The organism is Nocardioides sp. (genome assembly GCF_035576065.1).
Lineage (GTDB): Bacteria > Actinomycetota > Actinomycetes > Propionibacteriales > Nocardioidaceae > Nocardioides.
In genome coordinates, this window is record NZ_DATLWX010000047.1 from 1 (window position 1) to 13,817 (window position 13,817).

Annotated in this window: 11 protein-coding genes, 1 tRNA gene and 2 pseudogenes; 6 read left to right on the forward strand and 8 right to left on the reverse strand. The window is 65.3% G+C overall.

Annotated elements, in window-relative coordinates; genetic code table 11:
• A pseudogene (locus VNJ48_RS21635) lies at positions 1–141 on the forward strand (IS630 family transposase); the annotation flags it as partial.
• Positions 142–216: 75 nt separating this feature from the next.
• Positions 217–1,833 carry an exodeoxyribonuclease VII large subunit gene (locus VNJ48_RS21640; RefSeq protein ID WP_325605868.1) on the forward strand — a complete coding sequence of 539 codons (1,617 nt, stop codon included), beginning with the start codon at positions 217–219 and terminating at the stop codon, positions 1,831–1,833.
• A 111-nt stretch (positions 1,834–1,944) separates the two neighbouring features.
• Here VNJ48_RS21640 and VNJ48_RS21645 read toward each other — a convergent pair whose 3' ends face one another.
• Positions 1,945–2,844 carry a hypothetical protein gene (locus tag VNJ48_RS21645; protein WP_325605869.1) on the reverse strand — a complete coding sequence of 300 codons (900 nt, stop codon included), beginning with the start codon at positions 2,842–2,844 and terminating at the stop codon, positions 1,945–1,947.
• A 987-nt stretch (positions 2,845–3,831) separates the two neighbouring features.
• Positions 3,832–4,014: a hypothetical protein gene (locus VNJ48_RS21650; protein ID WP_325605870.1), complete on the reverse strand. Its 183-nt coding sequence runs from the start codon at positions 4,012–4,014 to the stop codon at positions 3,832–3,834.
• A 313-nt stretch (positions 4,015–4,327) separates the two neighbouring features.
• Between VNJ48_RS21650 and VNJ48_RS21655 the strand changes: the two are divergent.
• A pseudogene (locus tag VNJ48_RS21655) lies at positions 4,328–4,742 on the forward strand (hypothetical protein); the annotation flags it as partial.
• A 12-nt stretch (positions 4,743–4,754) separates the two neighbouring features.
• On the opposite strand, the gene VNJ48_RS21660 reads toward VNJ48_RS21655, so the two are convergent.
• The gene (locus VNJ48_RS21660) at positions 4,755–5,213 is read right to left on the reverse strand and encodes a hypothetical protein (protein ID WP_325605871.1); all 459 of its coding nucleotides are present in this window, start codon (positions 5,211–5,213) and stop codon (positions 4,755–4,757) included.
• Positions 5,206–5,892: a hypothetical protein gene (locus VNJ48_RS21665; protein WP_325605872.1), complete on the reverse strand. Its 687-nt coding sequence runs from the start codon at positions 5,890–5,892 to the stop codon at positions 5,206–5,208. The genes VNJ48_RS21660 and VNJ48_RS21665 overlap by 8 nt, the downstream gene beginning before the upstream one ends.
• Before the next feature lie 952 nt (positions 5,893–6,844).
• On the opposite strand from VNJ48_RS21665, the gene VNJ48_RS21670 reads away from it, so the two are divergent.
• From VNJ48_RS21670 to VNJ48_RS21680, 3 genes are all read left to right on the forward strand, one after another.
• On the forward strand, positions 6,845–7,132 hold the full coding sequence (locus VNJ48_RS21670) for a helix-turn-helix domain-containing protein (RefSeq protein WP_325605873.1): 288 nt from the start codon (positions 6,845–6,847) through the stop codon (positions 7,130–7,132).
• A 353-nt stretch (positions 7,133–7,485) separates the two neighbouring features.
• Complete coding sequence (locus VNJ48_RS21675) at positions 7,486–8,412, forward strand: site-specific integrase (protein WP_325605874.1); 927 nt, start codon at positions 7,486–7,488, stop codon at positions 8,410–8,412.
• A 337-nt stretch (positions 8,413–8,749) separates the two neighbouring features.
• On the forward strand, positions 8,750–9,409 hold the full coding sequence (locus tag VNJ48_RS21680; RefSeq protein WP_325605875.1) for an endonuclease/exonuclease/phosphatase family protein: 660 nt from the start codon (positions 8,750–8,752) through the stop codon (positions 9,407–9,409).
• 735 nt (positions 9,410–10,144) lie between these two features.
• On the opposite strand, the gene VNJ48_RS21685 is transcribed toward VNJ48_RS21680, so the two are convergent.
• The 4 genes from VNJ48_RS21685 to tmk all read right to left on the reverse strand — a co-directional run bounded on the left by VNJ48_RS21685 (position 10,145) and on the right by tmk (position 13,746).
• Positions 10,145–10,220 (reverse strand) — tRNA-Thr (locus VNJ48_RS21685).
• A 168-nt stretch (positions 10,221–10,388) separates the two neighbouring features.
• Positions 10,389–11,948 carry an alpha/beta hydrolase gene (locus VNJ48_RS21690; protein WP_325605876.1) on the reverse strand — a complete coding sequence of 520 codons (1,560 nt, stop codon included), beginning with the start codon at positions 11,946–11,948 and terminating at the stop codon, positions 10,389–10,391.
• Entirely contained in the window at positions 11,945–13,117 is a 1,173-nt protein-coding gene (locus VNJ48_RS21695) for a DNA polymerase III subunit delta' (RefSeq protein ID WP_325605877.1), read from the reverse strand. Before VNJ48_RS21695 ends, VNJ48_RS21690 begins: the two co-directional genes overlap by 4 nt.
• Entirely contained in the window at positions 13,114–13,746 is a 633-nt protein-coding gene (tmk, locus tag VNJ48_RS21700; RefSeq protein ID WP_325605878.1) for a dTMP kinase, read from the reverse strand. The genes VNJ48_RS21695 and tmk overlap by 4 nt, the downstream gene beginning before the upstream one ends.
• Positions 13,747–13,817: the final 71 nt, after the last annotated feature.

Here is a 13,817-nt window from a genome sequence, read left to right on the forward strand (position 1 = left end):
TCGGTCAAGGACCTCAACACCAAGATCCGCGGCTACATCAACGGCTGGAACGACCGCTCCCACCCCTTCGTCTGGACCAAAACAGCCGACGAGATCCTCAAGAAGGCCAAACGAGTGAAGACTTCAAATGCGGACCACTAGCGGCCAGGCACTGTCGGCACCGGCCTTTAGGGTGAGCGGTGCAATAGCACGACTAGCAAATCTCGGGGGGCGTAGGTGTCAGAACAACAGGATCCTGATCATCTCTTTGCAGAAAAGCTGCTGCAGTTCCAACCGCAGGACGACGGCGTAGGGGGGATGTCGTTCATCGGTGAAGTGGTCGGGGTCTCACCGCAGGCACGAAGGCATGCGCTGTTCGCGACGCTCGTAATCTCTAAGGGCAAGACCACTGGAGATGTCATCACGGCGAAGATCCCGTACCGCGTTGCCCGCTTCGCGAAACCGCGTCACCAGTCCGGTAGTGGTTGGGTGAAAGTCGGACAGGTCCTGAAACTCGCAGGCCGCTTGGGCCAACGTGACGGGCAGCCATTCCTCGACACGAGGTTCTTGACATGGGTGGAGGAGTTTGGCCCGTACGAGCGGGGTCGACGCAAGAACGCGGAGCTACTGACCGGTGATCCCGACTACGAGAAGAACTCGTTCGAGTACGCCGACAAGTTGCAGATCGCCGAACACCCCGGGTCGTTGAACTCGATTGTCTTGATCACGTCGCGAGGGACCAAGGGGCAACAGGACTTCACTGGCCGGATCAACCTCGACTGCTCCCCGGAGCAACGAATCAGCGTCAAGTATCGCGACGTACCCGTACAGGGGCCACGCATGGTTGAAGAGATTTGCGGTGTCCTCTATGGGCTTACCCCGGATCAAGGCGACATCGCTGTCATCGTCCGGGGCGGAGGCAGCTGGTCGGATCTGCGCGGCTTCGACGACCTGCTACTCGCCGAGGCCATCCGAGATTGCTCCATCCCGGTCGCGACCGCTATCGGCCACCGCAGCGATCAGCACTTGGCAGACATGGTCGCAAACTTCGCGTTCGCGGTACCGGGCGAAGCTGCGGTTGCCCTGCAGGAAGGCAAGAAGATCGCCGCGGAGCGGGCTAGGGAACGTCGTCACGAAGTGCAACGCGACCGCGCGGCGCCACCGTTCACTAACGAAGCGGTCCAGCCCGCCAGACCGTCCGCTAGGAACACTGAGGCCCGCGGCACCCCACCAGCGGCCCCGAAGCCTTTTGCACCTGTCCCGGCATCTTGGCCCGCACCGCCGCCGATGCGTCCGAGCAGCCCGCGGTGGTGGTCGCGTCCGTTCGACAAGGTTTCCTTGTGCGCGCTCATTGCCTCGCTCACGTGCCTTGGGCCGGTGGCACTCGCGCTCGGGCTCTCAGGCTGTTACCGCACCCGCGGGCATCGGCGGCGTGGGCGCTGGGCGGCGGTCACTGCCACGCTTCTCGGCGGCGTCGTGACCATTGCGATGCTCGCGGCGGGCTATGCCTTCGTGAACGACGCTCGCGTACAACCAGGAGCGTGTGTTGGAACGATCGGATCCTGGCAACAGGTCGTGGAATCGACGGTCGACTGCGACCAAATCCATCGCGGCGAAGTGGTCTACCGGGGCGACGTCGATCCAGCAACCCTGCGGAGTATCCGGCGTGGGAGCCAAGCGGATCGCTGCCTCCAACAGATCTCTCAGACCACGCGAAAGGTGCTGAAACGGAGTTCGCTCACTCTCCGGATCGTTCTCACCGGAGAGGCCTCGCTGGATGAGGAATTCGTTTGTATTGTCAGCAGCCCTCGGCCCGTCCGAGGTTCGCTATCGGAACGAGCCAAGCAGGACTAGTTGTCCTGGGGCACCGTACGGACCGGACAGAGGAGTGCTCTGCGCCTGACGGGCTGGGCCAGTTGTAGCTGTCGTGGAGACCGAGGACGGAGCTCATGCTTGTCTCGTGAGTCAGGCCATCGGCTGTGCTGAGCTCGAGTCGTGGCTTGTCTTGTAGAGACGGAGCCATTCCCATTCATCGGGCCGAGCCGCCTTCCCGTGACGCGCCAGCTGCCGAAGGACCGCGGGCAGGGTCTCTGGCGGGCACCCTCGCCCAATCGCGAGACACAAGTCCTCGCCGATCTGGTGGGCTATCGCCGACATTGCATCGGAGGGCTGATAGCCGCAGGAGGAACAGATCGGAGCCAGGTCGCTTGTCAACAACAGCGGATGGAGGGACCGCTCCGCGAGGGCGGGAATGCGGGCGTACATGTCCTCGATGAGGACGTCTCCCACATCACGCCCAGGGAGCGCCGAGTAGATCCCAGCGGCATCGACCATCTCAACGGGCAACCATCGTCCGTAGGCGCGGAGCATGCGTCCGGTGACTCCGCGAGCCGCCATCTCGTCGGAAGGTAGGAGGTAGCCCTCTTCGTCGTACATGCGGTCATCGCGACCGGCCCATACGAGGTGGTGCTTCTCCATTTGCACCTGCTCTACGCGGGTCAGGATGACGTTGCGTTTGACGATCTTGCGCACGGTGGCTCGCGGTGCCATCCGGTACACGTCGGGGTGGAACGGGAAGTCCGGGTCCGGGTGGGGTTGCCGGCTGGGGGTCACCTCGTAGACCCATCCTCCTCCGGTGGCGCCCGTAACGTGGTTGACGTAGCGGGCAGCGAACCCGATTGCGACGCTCAGGTCGGTCGTGAAGTACACCAGCGACGGGTCGTAGGGGACACTCCCAGGGACGAGCGTGCGCCGGTCGTAGTTGTACCGGAGGCCAAGGCTATCGGCCGAGAGGATTTCGGACCGCGTTCTCAGGCCAGGCACCCCACCATGGAAGTACCGCTCTCTCCGTCTGTGTGTCGCCATTGAACCTCCCGGGACTGACGTGACGCATAACCAGGATTGTGTCGGTTTGCTTTGGTTCTACAGAGGCAGACAGCCTTTGAGCCGTCCTGACAGTTCAGGCTCGGGCTGCGCAAACTCATCGGGTATCTCGTCCAGCGCAGGCTAATCCGTTTGATCTCGGAGGGGCAGCCAAAACGAAAAGGTACTACCCACGCCCACGGTGCTGTCGACCCAGATGGCGCCGCCCATGGCGCTAACTGGGTGTCGCGTGCCGGGTTCAGTAGAGGCTCACCGAGGTGACCAGACGCCTTGAGCGTCGTGTTGGCTCCCGACACGACGAGACTCGCACCCCTCGGCATGGTGACCACGGAGTTGCTCTCGGTCACCGTGACGTCGGTGTAGATGCTGGTGACGGTGACTGTGTTGTTGCTTGGTCCACCCCGATGGGCCCTCCAGCGTAGTCCAGGACGACTTCGGCGCTCGCATGAGCTCCCGGGCCGGGACCGTGATCGAGGAGTTCGTCCTCAGCGCCACATGAGGTCGGCAACCCGTGCCCGCACGTCAGCGCGGATCGGGGGCCAGCACGTCGTAGGTGAACTCGTCGGTGAAGGTCCCGTCGATCAACACGTCGCTCTGGCGGGTGTGACCGGTGCGCGTGACCCCGCCGCCTCGGCCACGCGTGCCGAGCGGGTTGAGAGTTGGACGCGTCGCCTTGTCGATCTCGAAGAGAGACGCAGGACCGTTCTCGAGGTGCTCGCTCAGCGCAGGCTGCTGCCGTCTTCGCCGTTCTACTGGAGTGAACGCATGGCCGTTCTCCAGGGCACCGATGCGTGACGGTGTGGAACAGCCACTCGCCTCGCTACCCCCTTGCTCTCCTCGATGAGCTGGACGACGACTACCGCACCTTCCCCGTCCACTGGTGAAGGATGCGTAGCAAGCTCCACAGGGACCGAACCGACATGGTCTGGGTCGTGGGCACAGCACGACCACCCGTACGCCCGCAGACCACTAGGGCCGGCGCACCGGCCTCGGCCTCGGCACTATTGGGCGGCCGTCAACATGTTCGGGCGTGACGTAGATGAAGCGTCCGGCGCGCCGCTCCACTAAGCGCTCCACCAGGCCGGCGCGGTGCAGTTCCGCCAGCGTTTCTTCCATGGCCAACTCTTCGGGGTCGATCTCGTTTGATGTCATGTTCTACCTGTGCCATCACGTCCCCATCAGCGGGAGTGCCGGTATGGGCTGGGATCTGGCGCAGGGGCTGGTCTGGGTACCCGCTTCGAGACCACGAGTGATGGCGAGGGTGGTGTAGCGATCGAGGTGACCCTCTACAGGGAGGCGGCTGAGGTCACGCGCGAGCAAGCCGCAGCGTCGGAGCCGATTCCGATGGGAGGCGTTAAAGCCGAACGCTGGGGACCTCGACGAGTTCCGCGAGCCTGTCAGGAGGGGCCGTAGGTCGCCGGACGCCTAGGGTGACGACGGGTGACACACACACCGCAATGCGCCGCTGTCGGCTGAGGGTAGACGGAGGCTGATTGAGCGGTGCCGGACCCGCCCCGTAGCCTTATGTAGCAGCCGAGATGGGCATCTCCCGTGCCTGCGCCTGAAATGGGTCAATCGGGCTGGGCAAGCGGAAGCTCATCGGCGCGAGCGGCGCGAACAACCGCAAACCGGGGAAGATTGCTGCTCGCTGGCACGTCAAGAGGGTCGGGCGGATTCCCGACGGAGGCAGGTGGCGGATTCACGGTCGTGGCAGCGGTGAGGTTAAGCCGCCGACCGGGTCAAGCCAGCAGGCGCGAAGCGCGGCTATGGACATCTGCACCTGCACTCGGCTGTCGACGGGGTTCTCGAGACTGGCGTACACAGAACCGCTCGCCGACGAACACCGGTGCCGCGTTCCTCGCCCGAGCGAAGGCCTGGTTTGCCGCACGGCATCAGGACGTGGCGGGCGCATCCTCGCTGGGCCATTCGGAGACCTTGATGTCGCCCTGGCGGAGGATCCCTAGGATCGGAGGATCAACCCGCAGCCGAGCAGCGCTAGTGGCGAGCGCTTCGCGGAGGAAGGGGAAAGCAGCGAAGGCCGCGACTCGTTCAATGAACTCGGAACTCACCCTTGGCGGTATCGAGCGGTCATCTTCGACGCAGTATCGAGCAACGACGTCAACTCGATAGCTGGCCGCATTGTCCTTGAACTCCAGCAGGAAGCGAACGTCGAGTTCGTTGCCTTCATGGCGAAGCATCGTAGCTAGGTCGAGGTCGCGCTCTGCCTCCGCCGACTCCTCATGCGAGGACTCGATGCGGCTTGCATTGAGCTCCATGAACAAGACGTCGATGATCCTGGTGGATTCAAGAAGCTCCTCGACCGAACCGATCTCGGCCTCCGATTCAGACACCGGAGGCGGTCCGTTCGTCTGCGGTCGTGATCATCACAGGTTTCCACTGACCGAAGGACACCTCAGCCCTGACTGGACGCGACACCGTCATCGTCATCAAGGCACCGGCCTGGAAGTCAGCCCGCACGCCACAGCGTGTCTCCAGCCGGTAGTCGACGACGGTGTGGTCCCGGCGGGTCGGGCGGCCAAGACCGTCGTCGTCGACGAGGTTTCCATTCTCAAGTAGCCACTCGCGCACCTCGCCCCACAACCACACCTCACTCCTTCCAAGAAGGAACGGCGCAGGGAAGCCCATTTGGCGATCACCACGAACCCAGTTGCCCACGGCCTGGCGGGTCACCCCGGTTCGGGACGCGATCGCGCCCCGATCAACGACGTCGGGGTACAGGCGAAGGGGAACGATGCCCAAGGTTCGCAGTCTCTTGTCAGCGTCCAGTGCCGCGGTGATTGCGTCCACCCCTGCTGCCGTCATGGTGACGAGGTGGGTGTCGCCGTGGCCGCCGACGTAGGCGTCCTCGACGGACATGAGGACCTCCTCGAGGTCCTCGGAAATCGGCTGAATCTCGAAGATCAGCTCGAACTGCTGCTTCATCAGTTCCTCGCTGCTGGGCCTGTGAGTGGTTGACACACTCTGGGGAAGAAGGGCTCCGTTGTCAACTGGAAACAGTGTAGCGCTCACTTGATGAGCGCGTGGCTGTCCGGACAATGTTCGGCGTTCCTGCGAATACGCCGCGCTGTGTTCCCAGCGCTCGCGGCTGAACCCGGTACGGGAAACCCACGCGCTGTGGGGTCATCGGAACACGGACAGAACAGTCGGTAGCCGTGACCGCCCTTGCGGATCTTCCAGCCCTGATCCAGCAACTCCATGACGGCCTCGTAGACCTCGGGCTGAAGTCGCTTGCGAAGGCGCGCACCATCAAGCCAGGTAGCCACGAGACACCTCCCTCAAGAGGAGGTGGGGTCGACGGATCACGACGGAGTCCTAGGAATGCGGTGCAGGTGGGCGGATGTGCGGTCGAGCGACGTTGGCGCGCCGGGCTCCCGAACCGCTTGGCAGCGTAGAGGGCCCCGGCGACGCGACCGGCCAAGACACGCCAACAAGCGGGAGCCGAAAATAAAGACGAGGGGCCCCGCGCCAACGGGGCCCCTCGGAAGTCGGGCCGGGCACCGCGCCAGGTCCCACCATCCACCAAGCGACATCGGATCACATCGGCGTACGCCGATGCGCGACAACACGCCGCTTCCCTTCCTAGCACGTGATCTGTTTCACAACACGAGCGTTCTAGGTCTCCCATATCGACGCGGCCCGCGGACAACTCGACCTCGAACGCATCCTCACCGCTTGGCCAAGCTGTAGGACCTTGCCGAGGCTGGATGAACTGAGATGTAATCGTCTCAACTGCAAGCATCCCAAAGGGGTCAGGGTGTCCGGTCAGCCTGCGCCAGCCCGCGGTCCAATGCCGCGACCCGTGGATCGCCGTGGAGCAACGTGCGGCGAGTTGCGAGCCTCATCCTTGCGTCGCTGCTGCGTGCACCGCGATGACCGACAACAGGTGCAACTTGGGTGCCTCAACGAGCGCTCGACCCATCGCAGGGTGCACGAACGGACGGACCCCGCACACAGGGTCTGCATGACTACCCCGACGCACAACGAGCCTTCGTCCAAGCCGACTCCCCGGCAGATGCTTGACGCAGCGCTGCTGGCCACTGGTCCGCTCCTCACATCTGAAGAAGTCGCGCATGCGCTCCGGCTCTCTCCGCGCACCCTTGCCGACTGGCGATACGGCCGAGGTCCCGCGAACGGACCGAAGTGGCTGTGCCTGGCTGACAACAAGCCCCTCTACCCCCTGTCCGAAGTAAATCGCTTCCTGCAGGAGCAGCTGGCGGCGGCGGACGCCAGGCGGGAGTCGACCTCGTGACCGGCGCCAAGCGCGGGCGCCCGGCCATCAAGCCCGGCGAACGAGGGAGTGTCCGAGCAACGAAGCGCGGTGCGACCTGGCAATGCCGTGTCCGGTATCGCGACCAGGAGGGCCGACCGCACGAGTTCAACGTCAAGGGCCGCACCAAGCACTCGTGCGAAAGCGCAGCTCACGAACACTGGGTGGATCTCAAGCGCGCTATCGCTCGAACGGATGCCCAAGACTCAGCCAGCTCATTGGCCTCGATTGCCGAGCGTTGGTTCGCGCACTTGGACCGCGAGGTGGAGAACCAATGCCTCTCACCGAACAGCGTGATCCAGTACCGCCGATGCTGGAACGGCACCCTTCGTCCCATGGTCGCGCACTGGGACGTGAACGAGACGACGCGCGCCGACGTGCAAGAACTTCTTTACGGGAACCTGTTCAGGCGAAACCAACGCGGCGAGTACATCTTTGACGAAGATGGATCTCGGATACCTCTCAAGGGCCCTCAACCCAGGCAGGTTCTGCGCTTGCTTCTCGGGTTCGCTGCGGACTTTGGCCACCGGCGCGATGGCATGAATCCGCTGGCAGGAACCAGAAAGCCCACTGCTTCGCCGCGCAATCCGCGGTTGCTTCGGGCCCTGACGCCCGAGGAGTGGCAGGAACTGCTGGAGATGGCTAGGACTGCGGCCTTGAGGCCACGTGCTGCGCCGCACCTCTACGTCGCCTTGGCGATCATGTACTACACCGGCGTACGGATCGGCGAGGCTCTTGGGCTAACCGTCGACAAGGTCGACCTGCGATCCGACCCGCCGACAATCGTCTTTGACGAGAAGCTGCCTGAGTCGTTCCGGGTCGGACAGAGGCAACTGCTCGAGATGACGAAGTCGCAAGATCAGCGCGTCGTAGTTGTGGTTCCGCAACTGGCAGAGATCCTTGCGAATGTGCTCGCTAGGTTGGACTACACGCGCGCCGGTGACCCCCTTATCGTGACGAAGCGAGGGACATTCGTGACGCACGCGAACGTCCGCACCACGCTTCGCGCCTTGGTGGCCGGCACAGCACTTGAGTGGATGCACCCCCACGCCCTACGTCGCACCTACCTGACGGCGGCTGAGCGCGTGTACGGCTTGGCGGGAGCAGCGGACCTCGGCGGCCACCTCGATGAGCGCGTGACACAACGGCACTACGTCATCATCGAGGGAGTCAAGGTGCTCGATCCCCGCGCCATGTTCGTGGAGGTCCCAGCGGACGCCGATGCTGAAGCGCGTCGTCCTCGACTCCGTGCTGTGGACTAAGGATATTCGGCCACCGATCACAGAGCCGGCGCGCTCAGAAGCGAGCGAAGCGCTCACGGGGACCCCTGCAAGTCGTGCCCGTCGCCCCAAAACTTGGATCGTTCGCGACGCCATGGGGTCCCCAGGTCGTCGCTGCGCGAAGACGTGTTGACCTCCATTGCGCGTGGTACTGACCCGCGGGCGGCAACTGATGGTTCGGGTGCGCAACCACAGTTCATTCCCATACCTACGCCAGCGGCGGGTATACGTCGGGAAGAGCCGTTGAGGGGAGGCCCGGGACCCGTCCGCTAGCGTCGCCGGCATGCAGACGGACCCTACAAAGTCTTGGCCTGTGTGGATGGAAGAGCAGCATCGGACCTTCTTGCAGCAGATGGTGGATCGTCCTGCGAACTCGGCGTGGATCGGTGTCGCAAGCCCCGACTGTCTCATTGGAAAACACCCGTTTAAGACCTATCGACGTGACGGCACAGTCGTGACGTTTCTGGATAAGCCAATCAGCGAGGTGTTCGTGTGGAAGCCGGAGCGCGAGGGCTGGGCTCCCGAGCTTTGGGTGGCTCCCGAGCGCAGCAACTACCGGCCGCTGTATGCCAAGTTCCTGTCGGTCTACTGGCCGGGTGCCGACATCAACGAAGTTCGAAACCACATCGACCACATTTTCCCGAAGGACCCCGGGGCACTCGGGGGGTTGTCACATGTTCGGCTGCTCGCCATCCCAACCCGCTCGAATGTGAGTGCCGGCACGCTCGAGAAGCAGATGAAGGCCAGAAACAAGCTACTGGGCCCTCGCGACAAGCTGACGCGCCTCGCGACGCTCTACTCGCTAGGCAAGGCCACCGGTTACGTCGGATACCGAGAACTCGACACCCTTGAGGGCCGACGCACAATCGCCGCAGGAATCATGCAGAGTATCCGTAACGCGGGGGCGTCGGCGGAGGAGATCACAGAGTCTGGCCTCGATGAGGAGCTACTGGTCGACAGGCTCTCGGACCTGCGCTGAACCGCCCGCTGATGCGGCGCGCGCTCTGGGCCTCCTCGGGGCCGGGCGCAGCGCTTGTGAGTGAGACAGACGACGCGTGGCGACATCCTCCAGGGAGAACCAAGCGCGTAACCCGCGCTCCTTGTCAGGCCGCGTCCTTACCGGTGGAAGCGCTAGCAACGCTACCTTCAGCCAGGCACTCCGGGAGTAGCGGACGAGACTCAAGCCGTGACGAGTCGACTACTAGGGTGCGAGCCGTTCGAAGCGCTCGTCAGCCTCGTCGAACGAGAGAGCATGCGGAGGCCGAGCACCCTCACCGATCCACTCGATCGCGGACCACCTCACGAACGGGTACTCCACTGTGGGTGCGGTACTGAGCACCGGTCCTAGATGACTCGCGCACAAGCCAAGGGAGGTATCTGCGACCCGACCGACCTCAAAGACAGCCGGGAGCCCACAACGTTCGCTGCCACCAGGCCACTCAAGGAATGCCTCGCAAGGCCATGGTTCGTTCGAATCCCAAGTAGAGGGGTCGCTGGGGTCGAACCCGGGGCCGAAGAAGTCTTCGCCACCCATGCCCTCACTGGTCATCGTCGCCTCCATACGAGTGCTGCGCTGAACATGCACGACCCGAGAATGCCTCGCAAGTCCGCCGCTGGTCCGGTCATTCGACTGCGTTCTCGGGTCCGTTTACAGGTTTGCCAACTCCGGCGCACAAGACCCCGACCTGCATTGCTGCAGGTCAGAGGCCTTGCGTGGGGCCGCCTGTCGGAATCGAACCGACGACCTAGTCATTACGAGTGACTCGCTCTACCGACTGAGCTAAGGCGGCGTGCTGCCCGGCACAGTCGAGACCAGCCGGGCAACTGGAGAAGGATAACGCCCGACCGGCGCCGGTCGAAATCAGTACCCGTGGTCAGCGCTCTTGCCGAGATGGCGGTAGTTCACTGCCACTGGGTGGCAGTGGACTACCGCTGTGTCCGAAGACCGAACTTCAGGCTCAGCAGTCCGTCGGGTCGGCAGGCACGTCGCCCTCGAGCAGGTAGGACTCGATGGCGGTGTCGATGCACTCGTTGCCCGAGTTGTATGCCGTGTGGCCGTCGCCGTCGCGGCGGAGGAGGACGCCGGTCTCGAGCTGTTCGGCGAGCGCCTCGGCCCACTTCAGCGGCGTCGCCGGGTCGCGGGTGGTGCCGACCACCAGGATCGGGGCGGCACCTTCGGCGCGGATCTCGATCGGCGCCTCGGTGGTCGTGCCCTGCGAGCCGCTGCAGCCGGTCAGCGACCAGGCGAAGATCGAGCCGAAGGTCGGCGACGCCTCCTCGAAATCCGCCACCAGCTCGTCGTCGACCTCGTCGAAGCCCACCGAGGAAGGATCGTCGAGACAGTTGATCGCGAAGATCGCCTCGGAGCTGTTGTCGGTGTAGCCCTCGGGTCCACGGGAGGCGTAGATGTCGGCGAGCTCCATCAGCGCCGTACCGCTGCCATCGAGGGCCGAGCGGAGAGCTGCGCTCAGCAGGAACCAGTAGTCGCGGTTGTACAGGGGCGTGACGATGCCGTAGAACGCGTTGCCGATCTGCAGCTCTCGGTCGTCGTCGGCCGGGAGCGGGTCCGCCTCGATCTGGACCAGCAGCTCATCGATCGTCGCGAGCCCCTCGTCCACCGAGTCGCCCAGGAAACAGGTCTCGGCGGTGTCGATGCAGTTCTGGATGTAGGAGCGCAGCGCTGTCTCGAAGCCGGCTGCCTGCTCGATGCCGAGCTGCCGGTTGTCGAGCGAGACGTCGACGGCGCCGTCGAGGACGAGCCGCCCGACCTTGTCGGGGAACAGCTCGGCATACGTCGCGCCCAGCTTCGTACCGTAGGAGGCGCCGAGGTAGGTCAGCGTGCTCTCGCCGAGCGCCGCGCGCAGCACGTCCATGTCGCGGGCGGCCTCGATCGTGGAGACGTGGTTGACGGCGTCGCCGCTGCGCTCGGCGCAGCCCTGTCCGAACTCCTGGACGATCTCGGCGTAGGCCTCCTCCTCGGCGGCGGTGTCGGGGTTGGGGTCGGAGGCGAGGTAGGCGTCGAGCTGCTCGTCGGTGAGGCAGTCGATGGGGGCCGACTCGCCGGTGCCACGCGGGTCGAAGCCGATGATGTCGAAGGCGCGGAGCAGGGGCTCGCGGAAGACGCGACTGGCGGCTGCGGCGTAGTCGGTGCCGGGCGCACCGGGACCCCCGGGGTTGACGACGAGGGAGCCCTGCCGGTCACCGCGCGCAGGGACCTTGAGGAGAGCGACCTCGATGGTCTCGCCCTCGGCGTCGGCGTAGTCGAGGGGCACGGTCAGCGTGGCGCACTCGAGGTCGCCCTCGCACTCCTCCCAGTCGAGCTCTTGGGAGTAGAAGGACTCGAGCTCGGGTGAGGGAGCCGATGAGTCCGTCGGCTCGGCAGTGGCCGAGGTGGAATCGGACGGGTCCGAGGGCGACGGGGCCGGCTCATCCTCGGTCCGGTCGAAGGCCACCGCGACCGCCCAGAACGTGGAGGCCACCAGGGCAATCACGACCACCAACGCCAACAGCTTCTTCATCGACCTGCTCCGCCCGGCAGCCGCAGGGCCACCATCATTGATTCGAGCGCCAGGAGTGGCGGCACGTTGAACTCCAGCATCTGCTCGCGCGCGGTGAAGATCGCATCGATCATGCGCAGCAGCTCTTCGGGTGTCACCTGTCGGGTGATCTGCGCGATCTCGGCGCGCATCTCTTCGTTGACCAGCACGCCGGTGGCGCCGACCGACAGCGCGATCGCGTCGCGGTAGACCGAGGTGAGGTCCATCAGGCACCGGTCGGCGACGTCGAGGACCCGGCGCTTGGCGCGCGTCTTCTGATCCTTCTCCAGCCCGCTCAGCGCCGGGGAGTACTCGCGTGGGCGACGACCGCGCTCGACCACGCCGTACGCCGCATCGAGGTCCTTCTTCTCGCGGCTGTCGAGCTCCGAGGTGATGGCCTCGGCCTCCTCCTTGGCAATCTCGCTGATGTTGGTCGCGGCCTGCATGCACGCGCCGATCGACGTCAGCGCGGCCGGCATCTGCACGACCTGGCGCCGGCGCATGCGGGTCGTCTCGTCACGGGCCAACGCACGCGCCCGGCCGATGTGACCCTGGCTGGCCCGAGCCGCGCTGGCTGCCAGCTCGGGGCTGACGTCGAGGGTGCGGACCAGGAACGCCGCGACGTCGTCGGTCGCCGGCGTCGTGAGGGTCACCAGCCGGCAACGCGACCGGATCGTCGGCAGCACGTCCTCGATCGTGGGCGCGCAGAGCAGCCAGACGGTGCGGGCCGTCGGCTCCTCGATCGCCTTCAGCAGCGCATTGCACGCCTGGTCGGTGAGACGGTCGGAGTCCTCGACGATCATGATCTGCCACCTGTCCCCGGCGGGCGACAGGGCCGCGCGGCGCACGAGGTCGCGCACCTCGTCGACGCCGATGGACAGCTTCTCGGTGCGGACGATGCGGACGTCGGCGTGGCTGCTCGTCGTCACGGTGTGGCACGACTTGCACGTCCCGCACCCGGTGCCGGTCTCGCACTGGAGCGCCGCGGCGAAGGCGATGGCCGCGTTGGACCGACCCGAGCCGGGCGGTCCGGTGAACAGCCAGGCGTGGGTCATGCCGTCGCCGGTCGCCGCTCGCTGCAGCGAGGTGATGACTGGCCCTTGGCCGACCAGGTCGTCCCAGACCGGGCGCCCCTGCCGCGTGATGGTCATGGCAGCAACCCCAAGATCTGCTCGCGGATCGCCTCGGCGATCTCGTCGGTGGCTCCGCGGGCGTCGAGCACGAGGTAGTGGGCGGGGTCGGCGGCAGCCAGGTCGAGGAAGCCCTGGCGCACGCGCTGGTGGAACTCCAGCGGCTGCCCCTCGATCCGGTCGCGCTCCTCGAAGCGACCGAGCCCGGTCTGCGGCTCGAGGTCGAGCAGGACGGTGAGGTGGGGCCTCAGGTCGCCGGTCGCCCAGCGCTGGACGTGCTCGACCTCGGCGACGACGAGGTCGCGGCCGGCGCCTTGGTAGGCGAGGGAGGAGTCGACGTAGCGGTCGGTGATGACCACCTCTCCCCTGGCCAGCGCCGGGAGCACGACCGTGTCGACGTGCTCGGCCTTGTCTGCGGCGTACAACAGGACCTCGGTGCGGTGGGACAGGTCGCCGGTGGCGGGGTCGAGGACGATCTGGCGCAGCGCCTGACCGACCTCGGTGTCGCCCGGCTCGAAGGTGAGGAGGACGGTGTGCCCCGCCTCCTCCAGCCAGGTCTTCAGCAGGCGTGACTGGGTGGACTTGCCGGCGCCCTCGCCACCCTCGAAGCAGACGAAGAGACCGCTGTCGGAATACACGCGTCGGCCCACGCGCACACCCTACGGGCGAGCACCGACCGCGGAAGCGCCTGCTGCCGTAGGCTTCGGCCCGGCTCACAGCG